Consider the following 23,821-nt stretch of genomic DNA (forward strand, 5'->3'; position numbering starts at 1 on the left):
TACCGAGGCGGCAGCGCGGCCAGGGCAGCGGAACCCTGGTCGGCCGGTTGGGCCGCCTCGGCCACTTCAAAAGGGACCGTGGCCCCCTGCTTGGCACTGGCCAGGATGTCGAGCATCCCGTTCAGCGTGGGCTGCGTGTTCAGCTTGGTGCGGCTGTCGGTCAGCGCGGCACGCAGGCCTTCGGGCAGCTTCTGCATCATCGCGCCGACCACCTCGATGCGCTTGATGGAGTCGATGCCGAGGTCGGATTCGAGGTTCTGGTCCAGTCCGACCATGTCGCGCGGATAGCCGGTCTTGTCCTCGACGATGGCCAGCAGCATGTCGGCCAGCTTGTCGCGGCCGAGCGCGGCATCCGCCGCCGCGGGCGCGGCCTTCGGCGCGGCGGCCGGCACCGGCGCGGGGGCGGCGGCCACGGGTGCGGGGGTGGGCGCCGCGGCCACGGGCGCGGGTGCAGGCACCGGCGCGGGCGGCACGACGGCCGCCGGCACCGGCCTGGCCGCGGCCACCGGTTGCGGCACCGGCGTGGCCTCGACCTCGGCGACGCGCGGCAGCGGCTGCATCGTGGGGCGGGCCAGGGGCCGCAGCATCGGCCGCGCCGCGGGCGCCGACACCTCGGCGCCCATGAACATGGCCATCACGCGTTCCTGCGTTTCGAGGAACTGGCGCATGGTGTCGAAATACTCCGACATCACCGCCGAGCTCCCTGCGGCAGGGGGCACGGTTCGTCGATCGGTCATCGGGACCTCCTTCTTCCAGGATCGGGACGTTGGGAATGCGCTTGTTCTCGTGGCCGGGGGCCCATACGGCACGGCCGCCGCAGCAGACGCGGGCGGCGCGGCGGACGCAGGCGGCGCCGCCACGGGCGCCAGGGCCGCCGGCGACGCCTGCAGCCGCGGCAGGTGTTCGAGCGTCACGCCCACCTGCTGCGGGGGCTCGCCGGCACGGCGGGCGCGGCTGCCGTTCAGCAGCCAGGCGTGCCTGGGCAGCACGGTCAGGCGTTGCAGCGCGGCCAGGTCGTCGGGTTCGCCCAGCCGGCAGTCGCGGCCGGCGAACAGGCGCTGCCAGTCGAGCGCGACGCCGGCGCAGGCCAGCTGGCCCAGGGCCTTCAGCAGGCCGGGCAGGCCGCTGCCGTCGTCGGTGGCCACCGCCACGTGCGGCCGGCCGGCGAGGATCTTGCCGACCAGCTTGCTGAGCACCGACTTCGGCCCGACCTCCACGAAGGTGCGTGCGCCCTCCTCGACCATGGCCTCGATCTCGGCGACGAACTCCACCGGCTGCACCAGGTGCTCGGCCATGCACTGCCGCACCTTTTGGACGTCAGCAGCGTGGGCCTCGGCGCGGGCGTTCGAGAACACCGGGATGCGCGTGGGCGACCAGGGCGTGGCCTCGATCATCGCGCCCAGCTGCGCCTGCGCCGGCTGCACCAGCACCGAATGGAAGGCCGCGGCCACCGGGATCGGCGTGGCCTCGATGCCGACCTTGGCCAGCGCCTCGATCGCCTGCTTCACGGCCGCGTGCGTGCCGGAGATGATGGCTTGCAGCGGCGCGTTGTGGTTCGCGACGATGACGCCGGGGATGCCGGCGATCGCCGCTTCCACGTCCTTGCGCTGGGCCGGCACCGCGGCCATCGTGCCCAGCTCGGCACCGCCGGCCTTGGCCGCGTCGACGATGAAGCGGCCGCGCGCGGCCGACAGCTGCATCAGCGCGGCGAAGTCGAAGGCCCCCGCGGCATGCAGCGCGACGAACTCGCCGTAGCTGTGGCCGGCGGCCATGTCGGCCTGCAGGCCGAGCGACTGCATCAGCCGCCACACGGCCACCGACACCGCGCCGAGCGCCGGCTGCGCGACATCTGTGCTGGTCAGCGCCTGCGTGGCGGTGGCCTTGTCGGCGTCGCTGTAGGCGCCGCGCGGCAGGATGAAGCGCGACAGCGGATGGCCGGCGCCGAAGCGCTCGTCGAAGGCCGGCTTCAGCACCGTATCGGCTTCGGCCAGCGTGGCCGCGCATTCCGGGAAGCGCACGGCCAGATCGCGCAGCATGCCGGTGTACTGCGAGCCCTGGCCCGGGAACAGCACGGCCAGCTTGCCAGGCTGGGCGCCCGCCGCACCGTGGTAGACACCGGGCGGCAGCAGCTTGGCCTCGCCGCGCAGGAAGGCCTGCGCCTTGTCGAGCTTGGCCGCCAGGTCGGCGATGCTGTCGGCCACGACGGCCAAGGTCTCGCCGCCCACGCTGAAGTCACGCGCCAGCGAGGCCGCCAGGTCGCGCAGCTCGAGCGCCGGCGCGGCGGCCAGGCCGGTGGCCAGCGCGCCCAGGCGCTGCAGCAGCGCGGGTCGGTCGGCCTCGCCGATCAGCAGCAGCTCGGCCGGCCAGCGGTCGGTGGTGACCGGCTTGAGCCACGCGCGGTACTCGCCGCGGTACTCCTCCATCGTCACGTGGAAGTTGGTGCCGCCGAAGCCGAAGGCGCTGGCCGACGCGCGCCGGGGCGTGTCGCCATCGGGCAGCCAGGGCATCGGCTCGGCCAGCACGTGCAGCGGATTGCTCTCGTCGCGCAGGATGGCGTTCGGCAGCTTCACATGCAGGTGCGGCGGCAGCACCTGGTGGTGCAGCGCCAGCGCGGCCTTGACCAGGCCGGCCACGCCCGCGGTGGCCTTGGTGTGGCCGATCATGGTCTTGACCGAGCCGACCACGGCCTGCCGCGGGCTGTGCGCATGCTCGCGGATCAGCGTGGTGGTGGATTCGAGCTCGGCGGTGTCGCCGGCCACGGTGCCGGTGCCGTGCGCCTCGAACAGGCCCACGCTGTCGGGGCCGTAGCCGGCCTGCGCGTAGGCGCGGCGCATCGCGCGCAGCTGGCCGGCCGGCAGCGGCGCGGTCATGCCCTTGGCATTGCCGTCGCTGGACGCACCGACGCCCTTGATCACCGCGTAGATGCGGTCGCCGTCGCGCTCGGCATCGGCCAGGCGCTTGAGCGCGATCATCGCCAGGCCTTCGCTGATGGCGATGCCGTCGCCCGAGCTGTCGAAGGTGGAACAGCGGCCGCGCGGCGACAGCGCCTGCGTCTTGCTGAAGCACAGGTAGCCGAACGGGCCCTGCACCGTGTCGACGCCGCCCGCTAGCACGAAATCGGAGCGGCCGGCGATCAGCTCGGAGACGCCCTGGTACACCGCCGCCAGCGAGGAGCCGCAGGCCGCGTCGGTGGTGAAGTTGGCGCCGCCGAAGTTCAGCCGGTTGGCGATGCGCCCGGCAATCACGTTGACCAGGATGCCGGCGAAGCTGTCCTCGGTCCACTCGGGCAGGCGACTGGCGATGTCGTCGGGCAGCTGGCCCGAGAAGCGCGGCAGTTCGGCGCGCAGGCCGTACTGCGTGCCGACGTCGCCGGTGCCGCCGGAGGCGCCGATGATCACCGAGGCGCGCTCGCGGTTGAAGGCCTTGTCGGCATAGCCGGCGTCGACCAGCGCGCGCTGCGCCACCTCGAGCGCCATGACCTGCATCGGGTCGATCGCGTCCACCGACTTCGGCGGCATGCCGTAGCGCGTGGGGTCGAAGGGCATGTCGTCGAGGAAGCCGCCCCACTTCGAATAGATCTTGTCCTTCTCGTGGCGGTCTTCGCTGAAGTACAGGCGCCAGTCCCAGCGGTGGCGCGGGATCTCGGTGATGGCGTCGACCTTGTCGACGATGTTCTGCCAGAACTCGCGCGTCGAATTGGCCTTCGGCAGCAGCGTGCTGATGCCGACGATGGCAACATCCGCCGGGCCGCCGCCCAGCACCTGGTCGGGCTGCGGCGCGGCCTCGATCAGCCGGTGCGCCAGCAGCGCGGCGGCGTCTTCGGTCACCTCGCGGTGCAGCGCCGCGATGCGGGTGGTGCGGTCGCGCAGCATCGCCACCTGGCCCAGCATGTACATGCCGTCGGCCCGCTGCTGCTCGGGTGTGAGCTCGCGCAGGGCGCCGCCCTCGCCGCCGCGGTCGCGGCCCTTGGAGGCGATGCGCAGGCGGCCGAGGATCAGGTCGTCGAGCACGCGGCGTGCTTCGTCGGCCGGCATCTGCTGCGCACGCAGCTCGGCACGCTGGCGGAAGAAGTCTTCGGCGAACGGCGTGTAGCCGCAGCGGCTGGCGTGGCCCGGGCCGGATTCGAGGTTCACCGTGCGCTCGCAGGCCAGCACCTCGTCCTGGAAGCCCTGCACCACCGCGCCGGAGGCCACGATCTCCTCGGTGAACAGGTAGGCGCTGCCCATCAGGATGCCGATGCGCACGCCCTTGGCGGCCAGCGGCGCGGTGAGCACCTGCACGAAGGCCGAGGACAGCGCGTCGTGGATGCCGCCGGCGAAGATCAGCTGGATGTCCTCGGGCTTGACCTTGCTGGTCGGCAGCTCGGCCAGCAGCCGTTCGACCATCGTGGTCCACAGCACGCAGCTGCTCAACGGGCCGATGTGGCCGCCGCATTCGCGGCCCTCGAAGATGAAGCGGCGCGCGCCTTCGGCCAGGAACATCGGCAGCAGGTTGGCCGAGGGCACGTGCAGGAAGGTCGGGATGCCGGCCGCCTCCAGCGTGACGGCCTGGTCCGGCCGGCCGCCGGCGATGAGGGCGTACGCGGGCTTGAAGCGCACCGAGACCGCGAGCTGCTCGTCCAGCAGCGGCTGCGGCGAAAAGCCCAGCAGGCCGATGCCCCAGGGCTTGCCGGCCAGGCGCTGCGCGGTGTCCTCCAGCAGGTCGACCAGCGGCTGGCCCTTCAGCAGCGCCAGCGCCACCATCGGCAGCGCGCCGCCCTCGGCGACGTTCTGCGCGAAGGCCGCGACATCGGACACCCGCGTCATCGGCCCCTGGATCAGCGGCAGCGGAATGCCCAGGGCCTGCGCCAACGGCGCGCCGGCGGTGATGCTGCGCGCCTGCACGGCCTGGCGCAGCTGCTGCGCGACGGCGGCCTCGATGGCGCGCAGCAACCCGGCCAGGTGGCCATGCTGCCGGGCCCAGGGGGCGGCAAAGCAGATGTCGTGACCCACCGGCAGCAGGCCGGCCTTGGGATCGGCCCAGTTGACCTTGCCCTGCACCAGCGCCCGCAGCGCGGCATGGCGCGCGCCATCGCCTTCGACGCTGAAGGCCTTCGCCACGGCATGGCCGGGGCGCAGCAGGATGCGGAAATACTCGCCCTGCTCGCCATCGCCTACCGCCAGGGTCTCGTTGCCCGACAGGCTGGCCAGCAGCGGCTGCAGCGCGCCGCGCAGCGGCGATTCGGGCATCAGCAGGACCTGGGCGTCCAGCACGCCACCGGCCAGGCCCACCGCGTGGCAGGCCGCGGCCACCGCGGGGGTCATGCCGCCGCGCAGGTACAGCGGCAGCGCGCTGCGCCCATGCCACTTCTGCAGCAGGATGAAGCTGGCGTCGTCGCCGACGAAGCCGCCCGATTCATTGCCCTTGAGCACCAGGCCGTCGCACTGCGCGTCGAGACCGGCACCGACGAGGCGCGCGTCGAGCACCTCGACCAGCAGCTGGACGCCGGCGGCGCGCAGCGTGGCCAGCAGGCCGGCATGCTCGGCCAGCAGCGCGGGCTCGATCACCAGCCAGCGCAGGCCCAGCGCGGCATGGCGCTGCAGCGCGGCGGCCAGCGGCGGGTCGATCGCGGCGAGCTTGACGCCATAGCCCTGCGGCACGAAAGCGGCGACGTGATCGAGCAGCGGCACGAGGGCGGCGGACTCGAGGCCCAGTTCCGCATTCAGCACGCCGATCCCGCCGGCGCGGCAGGCGGCCACCACCAGCGTGGCATCGGCCAGGCCGGCCGGGCTGAAGACGAAGGTGCGGAAGGCCGGTGTCGGTGTGGTCATGGGCGTCATCACGGCATCCCCAGGGCGGTTGGTTTCAGCAGCCGGGCGCGCGCTGCGGCGGCCAGGGTGGCTGTTGACGGCGGGAATGCGCCGCGGCGGTGGTCCCACCCATCCATTCGCATAGGAATTCCTTGTCCACCGTTCACGTACTACTGTCCCGAGTCCTGCGGCCGCGGCCGTTCGCCGCCACCAGGGTGAGCCGCCGCACGGGCGGCCTCTCGGCCTGTGCCCCTTTTGGGGGCACGAAGCCGAAACTAACATGGTCAACCCACTCGTTGAGGTGGCGAGCCCCTAGATGCGGCCCGTGAAATCCCTAGCGCGTGGCGACCCAATGCCGCCGCTGCGACCCGCTTGATTTCACGGCCCTCCCTGGCTCTCGAACGCGCCAGTATCAGCCTGGAGCGAACGGGCGTTCCAGGCTGTTCCCCGGTGGGTTCATGAACTTTTCCCGCTCCCTTGCCTGCACGAAGGGCAGGCGTTCCGCGGAAGCGAAGCAATACGGGTGCCAGTGGCTGGCTCACCCGGCGGTGACGGCCCCCGCGAAGGCGGCATCGAGCATGCGGTACCAGGCTTCGCGCTTGTCCGCGGCAACGAAGCTGGCCTCGAAGCCGTTGCGCAGCAGCTGGTACGCCTGCCGCGCGCCCAGCTGCGGCAGGGCCGCGAAGGTTTCCACCAGGTTCTGGTTCAGGTACCCCCCGAAATAGGCGGGGTCGTCGCTGTTCACCATCGCGCACAGCCCGGCGTCCAGCAACGCCGGCAGGTTGTGCTGCGACAGGTCCTGGAACACGCAGAGCTTGACGTTGGACAGCGGGCACACCGTCAGCGGCATGCGCGCCGCGGCCAGCCGCCGCACCAGCGCCGGGTCTTCGAGGCAGCGCACGCCGTGGTCGATGCGCTCGACCTGCAGCACGTCGAGTGCGCTCTCGATGTACGCGGGCGGACCTTCCTCGCCGGCGTGCGCGACGAGGTGCAGGCCCAGCGCGCGCGCCTTCGCGAACACGCGCGCGAACTTCTCGGGCGGATGCCCGCGTTCGCTGCTGTCCAGGCCCACGCCGATGAAATGGTGGCGATAGGGCAGCGCGGCGTCCAGCGTGGCCAGGGCCTCGTCTTCGCTGAGGTGGCGCAGGAAGCACAGGATCAGTGCGGCGCTGATGCCCAGCTCGGCATGCGCGCGCTGGCAGGCATGGTGCAGGCCGCGGATCACGGTGCCGATGTCGACGCCGCGCGCGGTGTGCGTCTGCGGGTCGAAGAACAGCTCGGCATGCACCACATTGTCGGCCGCCGCGCGCTGGAAGTAGGCCCAGGCCATGTCGAAGAAGTCTGCCTCCTTCAGCAGCACGCTGGCGCCGGCGTAGTAGATGTCGAGGAAGCTCTGCAGGTCGGTGAACGCATAGGCCGCGCGCAGCGCCTCGACGCTGGGGTAGGCCAGCGCGACGCCGTTGCGCTGCGCGAGCTGGAAGATCAGCTCGGGCTCGAGCGAGCCCTCGATGTGGATGTGCAGCTCGGCCTTGGGCGCCGAGCGCAGCAGTGCAGGCAGGCGATCGCGGGAGATGCGGTCAAAGTCGATCATGCTCGGCATGCCGGCACCTGCGCTGGACATCACTTGTCTCCCGGCACCTTGCCTTCGACGCCCTTGACGAAGAACTTGATGCCGCCGAGGAACTCGTCGTCGGCGACCTTGTCCTTCTCGAGCACCACCTTGCCGGTGTTGTCGGTGATCGGGCCCTTCCAGATCACGAAGCTGCCGTCCTTCAGGCCGGCCTTCACCTTGTCGAGGTTGGCCTTGGCCTCGGCCGGCACGTCGTCGGCCACCGAGACGAAGTCGATCGCTCCTTCCTTCACGCCCCACCAGGCCTTGCCGGTGGTCCACTTGCCTTCCAGCGCGTCACGCGTGGCCTTGATGTAGTACGGACCCCAGTTGATGACCGCCGAGCCCAGGTGGGCCTTCGGGCCGTAGGCCGTCATGTCCGAATCCCAGCCGAAGGCGCGCTTGCCCTTTTCCTGCGCGGTCTTCAGCACCGCGGGTGAATCGGTGTTCTGCATCAGCACGTCGGCACCGCCGTTGATCAGCGCAGTGGCAGCCTCGGTTTCCTTCGGCGGGTTGAACCATTCGTTGACCCAGACGACCTTGGTCTTGATCTTCGGGTTCACGCTCTGCGCGCCCATCGTGAACGAATTGATGTTGCGGATGACCTCGGGGATGGGGATCGAGCCGACCACGCCCAGCGTGTTGGTCTTGGTCATCGAGCCCGCGATCACGCCGGCCATGTACGCGCCCTCATAGGTGCGGCTGTCGTAGGTGCGCATGTTCTCGGCGGTCTTGTAGCCGGTGGCATGCTCGAACTTCACGTCCTTGTTGTCGGCCGCCACCTTCAGCATCGGCTCCATGTAGCCGAAGGTGGTGCCGAAGATCAGCTTGTTGCCCTGGCCCACCATGTCGCGGAACACGCGCTCGGCGTCCGCCGCCTCGGGCACCTTCTCGACGAAGCTGGTGACGATCTTGTCGCCGAATTCCTTTTCCAGCGCCTTGCGGCCGTTGTCGTGCGCGAAGGTCCAGCCGCCATCGCCGACCGGGCCGACGTAGGCGAACGCGACCTTCAGCGGCTCGGGCTTGGCCGCGGCGGCCGAAGCCGGCGCGCTGGCGGGGGCCGGCGCCGGCGCGGGCGCCTCTTCCTTCTTGCCGCAGCCCACCAGGGCCGCGGTGGCGGCCAGCGTGCTCCAGCCAGCCAGCTTGATCAGGGAACGCTTGGTCTTGTCGGTCATTGCATGCTCCAGCGAGGGGGTTGGCGATGAGAAAAGCGATTATGGGTGGGTTGTCACGAGCCCGGGAAGAAGGGCTTGCCGAGCGAGGCCGGCATGTTGACGCGGATCCACGTCGCGTTGCGCGAGATCAGCACCAGCACCACCACGGTGGCCAGGTAGGGCAGCATCGAGAGCCACTGGCTCGCGATCTGCACCCCTTCGCCCTGCAGGTGGAACTGCAGCATCGTGACGCCGCCGAACAGGTAGGCCCCCAGCAACACCCGCGCCGGGCGCCAGGTGGCGAAGGTGGTGAGCGCCAGCGCGATCCAGCCCTTGCCGGCGATCATGCCCTCCACCCACAACGGCGTGTAGATCACCGACACGTAGGCGCCGGCCAGCCCGCACAGCGCGCCGCCCACCACCACCGCCAGCAGCCGGATGCGCCGCACCGGGTAGCCCAGCGCATGCGCCGAATCGGGCGATTCGCCCACCGCGCGCAGCACCAGCCCGGCGCGCGATCGGTACAGGAACCAGGCCAGCGCGAAGGCCAGCGCGATCGCGAGGTACACCATCGGGTGCTGCTTAAACAGCGCCGGCCCGATGAACGGGATGTCGGCCAGGCCCGGGATCTCGAACTTCATCCGGTCGCCCAGCTTTTCCTGCGTGTACTTGATGCCGGCGAAGGCCGAGAAGCCGGTGCCGAACAGGCTGAGCGCCAGGCCGCTGGCGTACTGGTTGGTGTTGAGCCAGATGACCATGCCGCCGAACACCGCGGCCATCAGGCCGCCCGCGGCCATGCCGGCGGCGAAGGCCAGCAGGTCGCTGCCGGTGTGCACCGCGGTGGCGAAGCCGGCGATGGCCGCCACCAGCATCATCCCCTCGGCACCGAGGTTCAGCACGCCGGCGCGTTCGTTGATCAAGAGGCCAAGGCCGGCGATGGCCAGCACCGTGCCGGCGTTCAGCGTGGCCGCGATCAGCAGCGCGAAGGATTCCATCTCAAGCCCCCTTGGCCGCGGCCCGCGGCGCGGCGCGCCAGCGCACGCGGTAGTGGATCAGCGTGTCCGCCGCGAGCAGCGCGAACAGCAGCAGCCCCTGGAACACCCCGGTGATCGATTTCGGCAGGCCCAGCCGCGACTGCGCCAGCTCGCCGCCGATGTAGAACATGCTCATCAGCACCGCCGCGAACACCACGCCCACCGGATGCAGCCGCCCGACGAAGGCGACGATGATCGCCGCGAAGCCGTAACCCACGGGGACATACGGCGTTAGCTGCCCGAGCGGCCCGGCCGCCTCCAGCGCCCCCGCCAGCCCGGCCAGCCCGCCGGACAGCAGCAGCGCCAGCCACAGCGCGCGCCGCGACGAGAAGCCGGCATAGCGCGCCGCCGCCGGCGCCAGCCCGCCCACCTGCAGCTGGAAGCCGGCGAAGGTGCGGAACAGCAGCAGCCAGGTGGCCAGCGCCGCGCCCAGCGCGACCAGAACGCCGATGTTGGCGCGCGAGCCTTCCACCAGACGCGGTATCTTGGTCACTGCGAGGAAGGTGATGGTCTGCGGGAAGTTGTAGCCCTTGGGGTCCTTCCAGGGCCCGTAGACCAGGTAGGACAGCAGCAGTTCGGCCACGTACACCAGCATCAGGCTGACGAGGATCTCGTTCGCATTGAAGCGGTCGCGCAGCAGCGCGACGAGGCCGGCCCAGACCATGCCGCCCAGCACGCCGGCCAGCAGGATGGCAACCACGATCATGCGGCTGGAATCGGGCCCGGCCTGCATCGCGACGCCGCTGGCGAAGATGGCGCCCAGCACGAACTGCCCCTCGGCGCCAATGTTCCAGACGTTGGAGCGGTAGCACACCGACAGGCCCAGCGCGATCAGCGCCAGCGGCGTGGCCTTGATCGCGATCTCGGACAGCGCATAGGCGTTCTTCACCGGCTCGACGAAGAACATCTGCAGCCCGCGCAGCGGGTCCTTGCCGAGCAGGGTGAACAGCAGCACGCCGACGATCACCGTGACCGCCAGCGCGATCAGCGGCGACGCGAAGGACATCGCCTTCGACGGCTGTGGCCGGGCTTCAAGCTTCAGCATGGGCACCCTCCGCAGCCGCCGCGGGCTGGTTCCACAGGCCCGACATCCACAGCCCGATCTGCTCGACCGTGGCCTCGGCGATCGGCACGCTTGGCGACAGCCGCCCCTGCGCGATGACCAGCAGCCGGTCGCTGATCTCGAACAGCTCGTCGAGCTCCTCGCTGACCACCAGCACCGCGCAGCCCTGGTCGCGCAGCGCGATCAGCGCGCCGCGGATCTGCGCCGCGGCGCCGACATCGACGCCCCAGGTCGGCTGCGAGACGATCAGCACCTTCGGCCCGGCATCGATCTCGCGGCCGACGATGAACTTCTGCAGGTTGCCACCCGAGAGGCTCTTGGCCGCCGCGCCCGGCCCGCCGGCCTTGACCTGGTACTTCGCGATCAGCGCCTCGGCCATCGCGCGCACCGCGCCCACCTTCAGCCAGCCGCCGGCACCGATGGCCTCGCGCCGCGTCAAAAGCGTGTTATCGGCCAAGGACATCGTCGGCACCGCGCCGCGGCCCAGCCGCTCCTCGGGCACGAAGTGCAGCCCCTGCCGGCGGCGCCGGCCCGGCGTGGCATGGGCGACGTCCTGGCCGAACAGCTTGACCGATCCGGCCGGCGCGCGCCGGTCTTCGCCCGAGAGCGCGGCCATCAGCTCCTGCTGGCCGTTGCCGGAGACACCGGCGATGCCGACGATCTCGCCGGCGCGCACCTCGAAGGCGATGCCGTCCAGCGTGCGGCCGAAGGGCCCGCTCTTGGCCAGCGAGAGGCCTTGGACCTGCAGCGCCACCGCGCCCGGCTTGGCCTCGCGGTGCGCCAGCTCGGGTGGCTCGGCGCCGATCATCAGGCGCGACAGGCTGGCGTTGGTCTCCTTCGTCGGGTCGACCTCGCCGGTGACCTTGCCGCCGCGCAGCACCGTGCAGTGGTGGCACAGCGCGCGGATCTCGTCGAGCTTGTGGCTGATGTAGAGGATCGAGCAGCCCTCGGCCGAGAGCTGGCGCAGCGTGAGGAACAGCGACTCCACCGCCTGCGGCGTCAGCACCGAGGTGGGTTCGTCCAGGATCAGCAGCTGCGGCCGGGTCATCAGCGCGCGCACGATCTCGACGCGCTGGCGCTCGCCGACCGACAGCGTGTGCACCGGCCGCAGCGGGTCGACCTCCAGCCGGTAGTCGCGCGAGACGCGCAGCACCTGCTCGGTGACCTCGGGCAGCGGCTGCGACTTGTCCAGGCCCAGCCACACGTTCTCGGCCGCGGTGAGCGTGTCGAACAACGAGAAGTGCTGGAACACCATCGAGATGCCCAGCGCCCGCGCCTGCTGCGGGTTGCCGATCTTCACGGTCTGGCCGTTCCAGCGGATCTCGCCCTCGTCGGGCTGCACCGCGCCGTAGATCATCTTCATCAGCGTGGACTTGCCCGCGCCGTTCTCGCCCAGCACCGCATGGATCTGGCCCGGCGCGACGCGCAACGACACCTGGTCGTTGGCGCGCACCGCCGGGTACTGCTTGCTGATGCCGACCAGCTCGAGTCTGAGCATGGTGCGCTCCTCTTGATGATGCTTCTTGTGCCAGGCTCAGGCGCGGACGTAGCGCCGCTGCCCGGCCACCCAGCATTCGGCCAGGTTGCGTTCGTCGCCGAGTGTCACCCAGGCGAACACGCGTTCATGCAACTCGTGGGCCAGACTGTCGCGGCGCTGCGCCACCGGGCCGACGGCCCAGTCCCACAGCGCGACGTCGGCCAGGCGGCCGGGTTCGAGCGAGCCGATCTCGTGGTCGAGCTGCAGGGCCTGCGCAGCGCCGCGGGTCGCGGCATGCAGCAGGGCCCAGGCGCTGAGCCGGGTGCCGGCCAGCGCCTGTACCTTGTAGCCATCGGCCATCGTGCGCAGCATCGACAGCGAGGTGCCGCCGCCGACGTCGCTGGCCAGGCTGACGTTGAAGCCCACCTCGCGCGCCTCGCGCCAGCCGAACAGGCCGCTGCCGAGGAACAGGTTCGACGAGGGGCAGAACGCGATCTGCGCGCCGCTGTCGCGCAGCAGCGCGCGGTCGCTGCCGTCCAGCCAGATGCCATGGGCCAGCACCGCGCGTTCGTTCAGCAGGCCATGCGCGGCGTACACGTCGAGGTAGCTGCGCGCCTGCGGATACAGCTCGGCGATCCAGCGCACCTCGGCCGGGTTCTCGGCCACGTGGGTCTGCATGTACACGCCGGGATGCTCGGCCAGCAGGCGGCCGGCCATTGCCAGCTGCCCGGCGCTGCTGGTGGCGGCGAAGCGCGGCGTCACCGCATAGGCCAGGCGGCCGCGGCCATGCCAGTGCGCGATGAGTTCGCGGCATTCGCGCTCGGCGTTCGTCACGTCGTCGCGCAGGTTGTCGGGCGCATGCCGGTCCATCAGCACCTTGCCGGCGATCACGCGCATGCCGCGCGCCTGCGCGGCGGCGAACAGCGCCTCGGTCGAGGCCTTGTGCACGGTGGGAAACACCACCGCGCTGGTGCTGCCGTGGGCCAGCAGCGCATCGAGGAAAAGCGCGGCCGCGGCCGCCGCCACCGCCGGGTCGGCATGGCGCGCCTCGGCCGGGAAGGTGTAGGTCTCCAGCCAATCGAGCAGCTGCGCGCCCCAGGAGCCGATCACGTCGATCTGCGGGCAGTGCACGTGGGTGTCGATGAAGCCGGGCATCAGCAGCTGGCCGCGGCGGTCGAGCTTGCGGAAGTCGTCGCCGGGCTCGTGCGGCTGCACGGCCAGGATGCGGCCGTCCTCATCGATCAGGAGCCAGTGCCCGGGGCGCCAGCGCACGGCGTCGCTCTGCACGTCGCCCAGGCCGGGGTCGGCCTGGAAGTCCAGCAGGTCGGCGCGGATCGCCGTCTTGGTCAAGGTCGTCATACGGTCAGGCCGGCCCGCGCGCCGGCGCCTCGGCCAGGCCGCGCGCCACGTCGCGCACCTGCTCGCGCAGCCAGCGCAGCGCGGGCGAGGCATGCGTCAGGTCGTGCCACAGCTGGTAGTAGGTCAGGGGCGGAAAGTCCACCGGGCAGCGCACCACGCGCACCGGCAGCTGGCCCAGGTAGCGGGCGCAGAACTGGCGCCCGGTGGTCAGCACCAGGCGGCTGCGCGCCACCATCGCCGGGGCCAGGCCGAAGTGCGGGCTGCGCACGACGATGTTGCGCTCCAGGCCGCGCGCCTGCAGGTGCTCTTCCACCACGCCGCGGCCGCCGGCATGCAACGGCGTGGGCGCGATGTGCTCGCTTTGCAGGTAGCGCTCCAAGGTCCAGCCGCGCGGGCTGCGCACCGCCGGGTGGTCCTGCGCCACCAGGCAGACGATCTCGTCGCTGATCAGCCGGCCCAGGTGCAGCTCGGCCGGCGGCTGCAGCCAGTTGCCGATCACCACGTCGACCTCGCCGCGGGCCAGGTGGCCGCGGTAGTCGAACTCGCGCGTCAGCGGCAGCAGGTCGAGCGTGACGCCGGGGGCCTGGGCCCGCACGCGCGTCACCAGCTCGGGCAGGAACAGCGGGTCGAGGTAGTCGCTGGCGGCGATGCGGAACACCTGCTGGGCCTGCTCGGGCGCGAAGGCCCGGGCCGAGACATGCCCACCGAACAACGCCTGCGCGCCCTGCAGCACCTGCGCGGCCGCCGGCAGCAGCGCCAGCGCCACCGCGGTGGGCGCCATGCCCGCACCGCTGCGCACCAGCAGCGGGTCGCCGGTGAGCGCGCGCAGCCGCTTCAGCTGCGCGGATACCGCCGGCTGGCTGCTGGACAGGCGCAAGGCGGCGCGCGACACGCTGCGTTCGGTGATCACGGTGTGCAGGACCCGGATGAGAGACAGCTCGATCTTGTCGAAGCCGGCGCCGCGTGCCATACGTTGTGGTCTATAGAGCTTATCAGCGCTATCGTATACACACCCGGCGCAGAGCCGCTAAGTTACGGGTATGTCCCAGGCCACCGACACCCCCACGCGCCCGATCCGTTTCTTCCACCGCGGCGAGATCGTCGCGGTCGACGGTCTGGCCCCGACCACCACGCTGCTGAGCTGGCTGCGCGAGCAGGCGCGCTGCACCGGTACCAAGGAAGGCTGCAACGAAGGCGACTGCGGCGCCTGCACCGTGCTGGTGGGCGAGCTCGACGCGCACGAGCAGGTCCAGTGGAAGCCGGTGAACGCCTGCATCCAGTTCCTGCCCACGCTCGACGGCAAGGCCGTGCGCACGGTGGAGGACCTGGCCGCCGCCGATGGCGCGCTGCACCCGGTGCAGCAGGCGATGGTCGACTGCCATGGCTCGCAATGCGGCTTCTGCACCCCCGGCTTCGTGATGAGCCTGGCCGGCTGCTACGAGCGCCACCAGGCCGCAGGCTCACGGCCGACGCGCCAGCAGCTGGCCGACGACCTGTCCGGCAACCTGTGCCGCTGCACCGGCTACCGGCCGATCCTGGAAGCCGGCCAGCGCATGTTCGAGCTGCCCGCGCAGCGCTTCGACGACACGGCGGCGGCCGCCGCGCTGAAGGCCCTGCGCGCCGATGCACCGCTCGGCAGCGACGGCTTCCATGCCCCGCGCACGCTGGCCGCCTTCGCCACGCTGCGCGCCGCGAAGCCCGAGGCCCGGCTGCTGGCCGGCAACACCGACATCGGCCTGTGGGTCAACAAGCAGTTCCGCGCCTTGGGCGAGATCCTCTACATCGGCAACGTGGCCGAGCTGAAGACGATCCGCGTGGACGCCGGCGGGCTCGAGATCGGCGCCGGCGCGTCGCTCGAAGACGCCTGGGCCGCGCTGGCCCGGCACTGGCCGACGACGCGCGAGATGGGCCTGCGCTTCGCGTCCCCGCCGATCCGCCACGCCGGCACGATGGGCGGCAACGTGGCCAACGGCTCGCCGATCGGCGATTCGGCGCCGGTGCTGATCGCGCTGGGCGCGCGCATCGTGCTGCGCCACGGTGATGCGCAGCGCGAGATGCCGCTGCAGGACTTCTACCTCGACTACATGAAGAACCAGCTGCAGCCCGGCGAGTTCGTGCAGGCGCTGCGCGTGCCGCTGCCGCAGCCCGGCGAGCAGCTGCGCGCCTACAAGTTGAGCAAGCGCTACGACAGCGACATCTCCGGCCTCGCCGCTGGCCTGTGGCTGCAGCTCGACGGCGACATGGTGCGCGCCGCGCGCTTCGCGTTCGGCGGCATGGCAGCCATCGTCAAGCGGGCCGCGCAGGCCGAGGCCGCGGTGGTCGGCCAGCCCTGGACCGAGGCCACCGTGCGCGCCGCGATGGCCGCGCTGGATGCCGACTACATGCCGCTGTCCGACCTGCGCGCCAGCGCCGCCTACCGCCGCCGCGCCGCGCGCAACCTGCTGCAGCGGCTGTGGCTGGAGACGCGGCCGAATGCAGCGTTGGCCCCATCGCTAACGTCGGTTTGGAGCGTCTAGGAAAGCACCATGAACGCACCCCACGAAGCCCCTGCCGTCGTCGGCTCGTCGCGCCCGCATGAATCGGCGCATCTGCACGTGGCCGGCGCCGCGCCCTACACCGACGACCTGCCCGAACTGGCCGGCACCTTGCACGCCGCGCTGGGCCTGTCGCCGCTGGCGCATGGCCGGCTGCTCGGCATCGATGTCGCCACGCTGCAGGCGATGCCCGGCGTGGTGGCAGTGATCACCGCGGCCGACATCCCCGGCAGCAACGACTGCGGCCCGATCGTGCACGACGACCCGATCCTGGCCGACGGCACGCTGCACTACCTGGGCCAGCCGGTGTTCGCGGTGATCGCGCGCACGCGCGAGGCCGCGCGCCGGGCCGCCGCGCTGGCGAAGCAGGTGATCCGCGCCGAGCCGCTGCCGCCGATCCTGACCGCGCTGGACGCGCATGCGCAGCAGCAGTACGTGGTGCCGCCGATGCACCTGTCGCGCGGCGATGCGCATGCGGCGCTGGCCGCGGCCCCGCAGCGCACGCGCAGCCGCTTCTCGCTGGGCGGCCAGGAGCAGTTCTACCTGGAAGGCCAGATCTCCTACGCCATTCCGCAGGAAGACGGCGGCATGCTGGTGCACTGCTCGACCCAGCATCCCAGCGAGATGCAGCATGCGGTGGCGCATGCGCTGCACCGCGCCGCGCACCAGGTGCAGGTGCAGTGCCGGCGCATGGGGGGCGGTTTCGGCGGCAAGGAAAGCCAGAGCGCGCTGTTCGCCTGCGTGGCCGCCGTGGCCGCAGCACGGCTGCAGCGGCCGGTGAAGCTGCGGCCCGACCGCGACGACGACATGCTGGTCACCGGCCGCCGCCATGGCTTCGAGTTCCAGTGGGACGCGGGCCATGACGACGAGGGCCGCATCACCGGCGTCGAGGTCGAGATGGTCGCCAATGCCGGCTTCTCGGCCGACCTGTCGCCGCCGGTGATGACGCGCGCGCTGTGCCACTTCGACAATGCCTACTGGCTGCCCGACGTGGCGATGCACGGCTTCTGCGCGCGCACCAACACGCAAAGCAACACCGCGTTCCGCGGCTTCGGCGGCCCGCAGGGCGCGCTGGCGATCGAGATGATCCTCGACGACATCGCGCGCAGCCTGGGCCGCGACCCGCTGGACGTGCGGCGCGCCAACTTCTACGGCACCGACACGCACAACGTGACGCCCTATGGCCAGCCGGTGCGCGACAACATCATCGCCCCGCTGGTCGAGCGGCTCGAGCACACGTCGGACTACCGCGCGCGGCGCGAAGCCATCCGCCAGTTCAACCACGAGAGCCCGGTGCTCAAGCGCGGCCTGGCGTTGACGCCGGTGAAGTTCGGCATCTCGTTCAACGTGGCGCACTTCAACCAGGCCGGCGCCCAGGTGCATGTCTACACCGACGGCTCGATCCTGGTGAACCATGGCGGCACCGAGATGGGCCAGGGCCTGAACACCAAGGTGGCGCAAGTGGTGGCGCACGAGCTGGGCGTGCCGCTCGCGCGCGTGCGGGCCACCGCCACCGACACGCAGAAGGTGGCCAACACCTCGGCCACCGCGGCCTCGACCGGATCGGACCTCAATGGCAAGGCCGCGCAGGATGCGGCGCGGCAGATCCGCGAGCGCCTCGCCACCTTCGCGGCGGCCAAGTACGGCGGCAGCGCCGACGCGGTGCGCTTCGGCAACGACCGCGTGCTGGTCAACGGCCAGGCCCTGCCCTTCGAGGAACTGGTGCAGCAGGCCTACTTCGCCCGCGTGCAGTTGTGGAGCGACGGCTTCTATGCCACGCCCGGCCTGCATTGGGACCGCGAGCACCTGAAGGGCCACCCGTTCTTCTACTTCGCCTATGGCGCGGCCTGCGCCGAGGTGGTGGTGGACACGCTGACCGGCGAGTGGAAGCTCACGCGCGCCGACGTGCTGCACGACGTGGGCCAGTCCTTGAACCCGGCCATCGACATCGGCCAGGTCGAGGGCGCCTTCATCCAGGGCATGGGCTGGCTGACGATGGAGGAGCTGTACTGGCATCCGCAGAGCGGCAAGCTGATGACGCACGCGCCCAGCACCTACAAGATCCCCACCGCCAACGACTGCCCGGCCGACTTCCGCGTGGCGCTGTACGACACGCAGAACCCCGCCGACACCATCCACCGCAGCAAGGCCGTCGGCGAGCCGCCGCTGCTGCTGCCGTTCTCGGTGTTCTTCGCGATCCGCGACGCGATCTCGGCTGTGGGCGGCCATCGCACCCATCCGCCGCTGCGCGCACCGGCCACGCCGGAGGCGATCCTCGATGCGCTGGATGCGGTGAGGGGAGCGTGAGGCCATGCAGCGGCGGCCTTCCAACCGAAGACGGCTTGAGCAGGTGAGAGCTGTTGGCCTGGAGCGGATATGGGTCGCGTGCATCGGTAGCCGCCTTGCGAGGACCGAGCGTGCAACGCCGCAGGGGGAGGGCCGAGCTCCTCATGCGTCCCTAAATCGTCGCCCGGCCCCCCTGCGGCGTTGCCGGCAGCTGCAGTGGCATTCGCAGGCGCCGCATGCGGAAACCGTGCTGGCGCGACCAGGGGTGGTCGGCCGGTCGGGCGACGATTTAGGGACGCGAGGAGTCCGGACCGGCCGGCCGCCCTGGTCGCGCCGATCGTCGAATGCCGGTATCCACGAGCTGTCGATGTCCGAAACGGGCCACAAGCTGTTGTGGGTCCGGGCCTGGAAGATCCGACCATGAGCATCGCGGCCACGCCAATCGAGCCGAGCACGATGCCCGGACGGCCCCCACCGACACCGCGCTGCGCGCAGCGCCGCGCAATGGCTGGCGCAGCGCGTGCCGGCCATCGAGGTGCGGGTCGAGCGCAGCCGCGGCTCGGTGCCGCGGGGCGATGGCACGCGCATGGTGAGCGAGCGCGCGGTGCTGGGCACCATCGGCGGCAGGCACCTCGAATGGCAGGCGATTGCCACCGCGCGCGGCTGCTCACCGATGGGCAAGACCTGCCACGGGTGCAGTCCATCGCACTCGGCCCGACGCTCGGCAATGCTGCGGCGGCGCGTTGCAGCTGCACTTCGAGCGCTTCGACGCCAGCACGCTGGCCCGCTGGCCGCTGCGGCCGCCGCTGTTCACGCTGCGCTCTACGGCGCCGGCCATGTCGGCCGCGCCATCGCGCTGCTCGAAGGCATTCACCGCCGCGTGCAGTGGATCGACGAGCGCGAGGAAGAGTTTCCCACCGCACCCTCGGCCGCTCACATTGAACGTTTGTGCGTCGAGCCGGTGGAGGCCGAAGTGGCCACCGCGCCGCCCACGGCGCGTTCTACCTGGTCTGACGCACAGCCACGCGCTGGAGCATCACCGAAGCCATCCTGCAACGCGGCGACTTCGGCTACCTGGGCCTGATCGGCTCGGCCACCAAGCGCGCGAAGTTCCTGCACCGCTTCGAAGCCCGCGGCATCGCGCCCGGAGACGCTGGCGTGCGCCTGACCTGCCGATCGGCGTTCCGGCATCCGGCGGCAAGGAGCCCCAGGTCATCGCCGTCGCGGTGGCGCAGCTGCTGCAGCAGGCCGGCTGGAGCGGGCCCAGGGCCGACCGGCCGCATGCCGGTTCTGCACTTCAGCTATGCGGGCTTGCGATGGCCAGCGCCGGATGCGCCTTGACCTGCCGCAAGCCGCCGCCGGCCGCTTCCTAGACTGCCCGCACACCCGCCGCCTGAAAGGCTTTCCCATGGCCGCCGCCCGCCAGATCCACACCGACATTCCCGGCACGCCGCTGTTCGATTCGCGCGCCGCGCAAGGGCTATGCGCTGAACAAGATGCGCTTCTCGTTCAACGAGGTTGCCAACCGCGCGGCCTTCCTGGCCGACGAGGACGGCTACTGCGCGCTTCGGCTCACCCCGAGCAGCGCGAGGCGGTGCGCAGCCGGCAGGTGCTGAAGATGCTGCAGGCCGGCGGCAATGCCTACTACCTGGCCTGCTGGCCGGCATCTTCGGGCTGGACATGCAGGACATCGGCGCGCGCAGACCGGCGTCAGCAAGTCCAGTTCCAGGCGCGGCTGGTGGCCGCGGGTCAAGGCAGCACGAAGGAGGCCTGAACATGGCCCGCATCATCGGCATCTCTTCACCTCGCGCGCCCGCCATTGGCGGCGCCATCGCCAAGGGGCGCGAGCAGGAGGCTTACTGGAAGCCCTTCTTCGACGCCTTCCCGCCGGTGCGCCGCTGGGTGGCCGAGACCCGGCCGGACATCGCGGTGGTGTTCTACAACGACCACGGCCTGAACTTCTTCTCGACAAGATGCCGACCTTCGCGGTGGGCGCAGCGCCGGCCTACCGCAATGCCGACGAAGGCTGGGGCCTGCCGCCGTATGCGCCGTTCGAAGGCGCCGAGGATATCTGGCACCTGGTCGAGTCGCGCAGTGGCCGAGGACTTCGACATCGTCACCTGCCAGGAAATGCTGGTCGACCATGCCTTCACCTTGCCGATGAAGCTGCTGTGGCCCGACCAGGCCGGTGAAGGTGGTGCCGATCTGCCTGAACACCGTGCTGTTCCCGCTGCCTTCCGGCGCGCCGCTGCCGGCAGCTGGGCCAGGCGGTGGGCCGCGCCATCGCGGCCTGGGAGAACGACGCGCGCGTGCTGGTGCTGGGCACCGGCGAGCTCGCACCAGCTCGAGGGCGAGCGCGCCGGGCACATCAATGCCGGCACGACAAGCGCTTCTCGACAGCCTGCGGGACCAGCCCGCCTGGGCCACGCAGTTCTCGACATCCAGGCGCTGCGTGCGCGAGGTGGGCACCCAGGGCATCGAGCTGCTGAACTGGCTGGCCGCGCGCGGCACGCTGGGCGCACAGCCGGCGCAGCAGCTGCACCGCACCTACCACATCCCGATCTCGAACACCGCCGCCGCGGTGCAGCTGCTGGTGCCGGCCTGAGCCAAGCGACTGCCCGGTCAAGGCCTGATCCTTGGTTACTGGCCCGCAGGGCCGTAGGGGTCCTGATGATCGCACGCCGGCGATCCGCGGCGCGCGCGGCGGGCCAGGCGCGCAGCCTCGTCCTCGCCGTCGAACGAGGCCGGCGCGCGCTTCAGCAGCGCCGGGTCGACCCCTTCGAGCGCATTGACGCTCACCACCGCGTACAGCCGCCCGTCGATGCGGCTGGTGACCAGCGGCACCACGCCGCAGCCGGCGCAGACGTGGAACTGCGCGGTGCGGGTGCCGAAGGCATAACGCGTGATGCGCGCGTCATCGCGCACCGTCACCTCCAGCGTGCCGCCGGGGCAGGAGGTCCACACGCCACCGTGCTTGACGCAGAACGAGCAGGTGCAGGCCCGCGCCGGAATTTCCGCCGGCTCGGGCGCCCAGCGCAGCGTGAAACGGATGTTGCCGCAGTGGCAGCCGCCGGGAATGTCCATGGTCCTTGCCTTCCCGGGCCGATCAGGAGCGGCGCTCGAACGCCAGCTTGAGCCCCAGGCCCAGCAGCACCGCGCCGCTGCCGCGGTACAGCCCGGTCAGCACCCGCGGCCGCGCCCGCAGCCAGGCCGACAGCAGCCCCGCGCCCAGCCCCACCGGCCCCTTGACGACGAAGGTGAGCGCCGCGAACACCAGCCCCAGCGCGAACACCGACACCGTGGGATGCGCCGCGCCCGGCTGCACGAACTGCGGCAGGAAGGCGAAATAGAACACCGCGATCTTCGGGTTCGAGACGTTGGACATCGCGCCGTCGAAGAACAGGCGCCCCAGCGAACGCGGCGCACCGGCATGGACGGCGAGTGCCTGCTGCCGCGTGCGCAACAGCTGGATGCCAAGGTACACCAGGTAGGCCGCGCCCACCAGCTTCAGCACCAGGAACAGCCATTCGGAGGTGCGCAGGATCGCGCCCAGCCCCAAGGTGGCCAGCACGGTGTGGCCGACCAGCCCGACGCTGACGCCGGCCGCAGTGGCCACGCCGGCGCCCGGGCCCTGCGCGATCGAGCGCGACATCACCAGGATCATGTCCTGCCCGGGCGTGACGATCAGCAGCACCGAGGCCACGATGAACAGCCACCAGCTCACGTCGACCATCGTCCGTTCTCCTCGATCAGGTCCGCAGGCGCGCAGTATCCATCGCCACACGCCCTCGTCAGCCCGCCAGCACGCGCCCGTCGTCGTCGACCGGCTCGATCGACAGCCCGCCGCCGAACCAGGCCTTCAGCGCCTGCGTGATGCAGCTGCGCGCCAGCGCACCGTCGACCACGCGGCAGTGGAACGTCCAGGCATCGCCGTCCGAAGCCGCGGCGATGGCGGACCCGGGGCCGGTCTCGCACTGCCCCAGCCCGGTGTCGCCGAGCCGGCGATCCAGCTCGTGCAGTGTGCGCTGCAGCGGCTCGGCCGCCAGCGGCGCCGCTCCAGGGGCGGGGCGGCCCTGCACGCGCAGGCGGTCCATCGCGTCGACATCGATCTCGACGAAACCCGCGGCGCGCTGCGCATCGATCTCCGCCTGCAGCGCCAGCGGATCGCGGTTCGGGTGCAGCGGGTGGAAGGACTTCGAATCGCCCAGCGTGCCAAGCGCGCCCCAGTGCACGATGTGCTCGCCGCTGGTGTCCTGCCAGGTCTGCCAGTAGGCCTTGTGCGGCCCGTCGAGTCGGTACAGCTTCAGCATCGCGCGCGGCCCCTGTCGATCAGCGTTGCCCATCGTAGCGCCGCGCCCCACAGTAGCATCGCGGCTCCCCTCCATTCAAAGGTCGAGCCCAATGTTCACGCTCCCGCTGCCCTCCCCGCTGTCCTTCCCGCTGCGGGCCACCGGCCTGGCGCTGGCGTTGTTCGCCGGCACGGCCCATGCGCAAGGCACACCGGCCGCGGCCGAAGCGCCGCCACCGCCCGGCTTCGACGCCGCGCTGGCGAAGTCATTGGGCGCCGACGACTACGGCATGAAGCGCTATGTGCTGGTGATCCTGAAGACCGGCCCGACGCCGCTGCCCGCCGGCGCCGAGCGCGACGAGATGTTCAAGGGCCACTTCGCGAACATGAAGCGCCTGGCCGGCGAGGGCAAGCTCGCGCTGGCCGGGCCGCTCGATGGCGTGGACGGCTGGCGCGGGCTGTTCGTGCTGGCGGTGCCCGACATCGAAGCCGCGAAGCAGCTGGTGGGCACCGACCCGGTGGTGATCAAGGGCGAGATGGTGGCCGAGTACCACCGCTACTACGGCAGCGCCGCGCTGATGACGGTGAACGGCCTGCACGAGAAGCTGCAGCGCAAGTCGTTCTGATCGTCGCGGCGGCGGCGGGTCATGCCGGATCCTTGTCGTAGGCCGTCACGCCGGGCGGCAGTTGCACCCAGCCATGGCGCCGGCAGTCGTAGACCGACACGCGCGGCGGCGGAAAATCCGGGTCGGCAAAGGCACCGACCGCGACGCTGACCCCGTCGCGTTCGACCCCCTCCTCGGTGTGGTACAGCGAGGTGCCGCAGACCGGGCAGAACCGGAACCGGAAGCGCGCGCCCTGGTCGCCGGCACGCACGTACTCGGTGGCCGTGCCGTATACCTGATAGGGACCCGCGAAGCCGGCCAGCGCGGCGAACACGCTGCCGGTGCGCTGCTGGCAGGCCAGGCAATGGCACAGGCCCACGATGCGCGGCTCACCCTGCACCTGGATGCGCAGCTGGCCGCAATGGCAGGAGGCGGTGCGTGTGGTCATGGCATCGAAGGGAAGTCAACGAGCCGCTTGCCCAGCGTCTGGGCCCGGACGGCATAGCCCAGTTCGTCGTAGAACGCCCGTGCGCGCTGGTTGAAGGCCCAGACATTGAGATGCAGCTCCTCGGCGCCGCGCGCCAGGGCCCAGGTTTCGGCCGCCTGCATCAAGGCCCGGCCGA

The 23,821-nt window shown here is 71.2% G+C and carries 19 protein-coding genes and 1 pseudogene; 7 read left to right on the plus strand and 13 right to left on the minus strand.

From position 1 onward, the window contains the following. The 8 genes from ACILR4_RS27185 to ACILR4_RS27220 all read right to left on the minus strand — a co-directional run. A partial coding sequence (locus ACILR4_RS27185) for a beta-ketoacyl synthase N-terminal-like domain-containing protein (RefSeq protein WP_395704031.1) occupies positions 1-5,819 on the minus strand: 5,819 nt, incomplete at its 3' end. A 508-nt stretch (positions 5,820-6,327) separates the two neighbouring features. Continuing rightward, positions 6,328-7,410, minus strand: a complete 1,083-nt coding sequence (locus ACILR4_RS27190) for an adenosine deaminase (protein ID WP_395704032.1) — start codon at positions 7,408-7,410, stop codon at positions 6,328-6,330. Beyond that, on the minus strand, positions 7,410-8,573 hold the full coding sequence (locus ACILR4_RS27195) for a BMP family ABC transporter substrate-binding protein (protein ID WP_395704033.1): 1,164 nt from the start codon (positions 8,571-8,573) through the stop codon (positions 7,410-7,412). The genes ACILR4_RS27190 and ACILR4_RS27195 overlap by 1 nt, the downstream gene beginning before the upstream one ends. A gap of 53 nt (positions 8,574-8,626) precedes the next feature. Further along, a complete protein-coding gene (locus tag ACILR4_RS27200) occupies positions 8,627-9,547 on the minus strand; it encodes an ABC transporter permease (RefSeq protein ID WP_395704034.1) in 921 nt (306 codons plus the stop codon). A 1-nt stretch (position 9,548) separates the two neighbouring features. Beyond that, positions 9,549-10,631 carry an ABC transporter permease gene (locus tag ACILR4_RS27205; RefSeq protein ID WP_395704035.1) on the minus strand — a complete coding sequence of 361 codons (1,083 nt, stop codon included), beginning with the start codon at positions 10,629-10,631 and terminating at the stop codon, positions 9,549-9,551. Continuing rightward, entirely contained in the window at positions 10,618-12,147 is a 1,530-nt protein-coding gene (locus ACILR4_RS27210; RefSeq protein WP_395704036.1) for an ABC transporter ATP-binding protein, read from the minus strand. The genes ACILR4_RS27205 and ACILR4_RS27210 overlap by 14 nt, the downstream gene beginning before the upstream one ends. A gap of 36 nt (positions 12,148-12,183) precedes the next feature. Further along, complete coding sequence (gene guaD, locus ACILR4_RS27215; protein WP_395704037.1) at positions 12,184-13,485, minus strand: guanine deaminase; 1,302 nt, start codon at positions 13,483-13,485, stop codon at positions 12,184-12,186. Between the two features lie 4 nt (positions 13,486-13,489). Beyond that, positions 13,490-14,455 carry a LysR family transcriptional regulator gene (locus ACILR4_RS27220; RefSeq protein WP_395704038.1) on the minus strand — a complete coding sequence of 322 codons (966 nt, stop codon included), beginning with the start codon at positions 14,453-14,455 and terminating at the stop codon, positions 13,490-13,492. A 70-nt stretch (positions 14,456-14,525) separates the two neighbouring features. Between ACILR4_RS27220 and xdhA the strand changes: the two genes are divergently transcribed. From xdhA to ACILR4_RS27250, 6 genes and pseudogenes are all read left to right on the plus strand, one after another. Then, positions 14,526-16,001 (plus strand): xanthine dehydrogenase small subunit, encoded by a 1,476-nt coding sequence (xdhA, locus tag ACILR4_RS27225; RefSeq protein WP_395704039.1) that lies wholly within the window; start codon positions 14,526-14,528, stop codon positions 15,999-16,001. Between the two features lie 9 nt (positions 16,002-16,010). Continuing rightward, a complete protein-coding gene (gene xdhB, locus ACILR4_RS27230; RefSeq protein ID WP_395704040.1) occupies positions 16,011-18,326 on the plus strand; it encodes a xanthine dehydrogenase molybdopterin binding subunit in 2,316 nt (771 codons plus the stop codon). A 499-nt stretch (positions 18,327-18,825) separates the two neighbouring features. Then, a complete protein-coding gene (locus ACILR4_RS27235; protein WP_395704041.1) occupies positions 18,826-19,389 on the plus strand; it encodes an XdhC family protein in 564 nt (187 codons plus the stop codon). A 324-nt stretch (positions 19,390-19,713) separates the two neighbouring features. After that, positions 19,714-20,079 carry a hypothetical protein gene (locus tag ACILR4_RS27240; RefSeq protein WP_395704042.1) on the plus strand — a complete coding sequence of 122 codons (366 nt, stop codon included), beginning with the start codon at positions 19,714-19,716 and terminating at the stop codon, positions 20,077-20,079. 2 nt (positions 20,080-20,081) lie between these two features. Then, a pseudogene (locus ACILR4_RS27245) lies at positions 20,082-20,423 on the plus strand (protocatechuate 3,4-dioxygenase); the annotation flags it as partial. A 253-nt stretch (positions 20,424-20,676) separates the two neighbouring features. Continuing rightward, positions 20,677-20,910, plus strand: a complete 234-nt coding sequence (locus tag ACILR4_RS27250; protein WP_395704049.1) for a hypothetical protein — start codon at positions 20,677-20,679, stop codon at positions 20,908-20,910. A 35-nt stretch (positions 20,911-20,945) separates the two neighbouring features. Here ACILR4_RS27250 and ACILR4_RS27255 read toward each other — a convergent pair whose 3' ends face one another. Genes ACILR4_RS27255 through ACILR4_RS27265 form a run of 3 tightly spaced genes read right to left on the minus strand, consistent with a single transcriptional unit; the run spans position 20,946 to position 22,615 of the window. Beyond that, a complete protein-coding gene (locus ACILR4_RS27255) occupies positions 20,946-21,389 on the minus strand; it encodes a GFA family protein (protein ID WP_395704043.1) in 444 nt (147 codons plus the stop codon). A 22-nt stretch (positions 21,390-21,411) separates the two neighbouring features. Then, a complete protein-coding gene (locus ACILR4_RS27260; RefSeq protein ID WP_395704044.1) occupies positions 21,412-22,038 on the minus strand; it encodes a LysE family translocator in 627 nt (208 codons plus the stop codon). A gap of 58 nt (positions 22,039-22,096) precedes the next feature. Then, positions 22,097-22,615 carry a hypothetical protein gene (locus ACILR4_RS27265; RefSeq protein WP_395704045.1) on the minus strand — a complete coding sequence of 173 codons (519 nt, stop codon included), beginning with the start codon at positions 22,613-22,615 and terminating at the stop codon, positions 22,097-22,099. 91 nt (positions 22,616-22,706) lie between these two features. Between ACILR4_RS27265 and ACILR4_RS27270 the strand changes: the two genes are divergently transcribed. Beyond that, positions 22,707-23,219, plus strand: a complete 513-nt coding sequence (locus ACILR4_RS27270) for a YciI family protein (protein ID WP_395704046.1) — start codon at positions 22,707-22,709, stop codon at positions 23,217-23,219. Positions 23,220-23,238: 19 nt separating this feature from the next. Here ACILR4_RS27270 and ACILR4_RS27275 read toward each other — a convergent pair whose 3' ends face one another. Next, positions 23,239-23,646, minus strand: coding sequence for a GFA family protein (locus ACILR4_RS27275; protein WP_395704047.1), 408 nt, complete (start codon positions 23,644-23,646; stop codon positions 23,239-23,241). Then, positions 23,643-23,807 (minus strand): GNAT family N-acetyltransferase, encoded by a 165-nt coding sequence (locus ACILR4_RS27280; RefSeq protein ID WP_395704048.1) that lies wholly within the window; start codon positions 23,805-23,807, stop codon positions 23,643-23,645. The genes ACILR4_RS27275 and ACILR4_RS27280 overlap by 4 nt, the downstream gene beginning before the upstream one ends. Between the last annotated feature and the right edge of the window lie 14 nt (positions 23,808-23,821).

Source organism: Aquabacterium sp., from assembly GCF_044226965.1.
GTDB lineage: Bacteria > Pseudomonadota > Gammaproteobacteria > Burkholderiales > Burkholderiaceae_C > Pseudaquabacterium.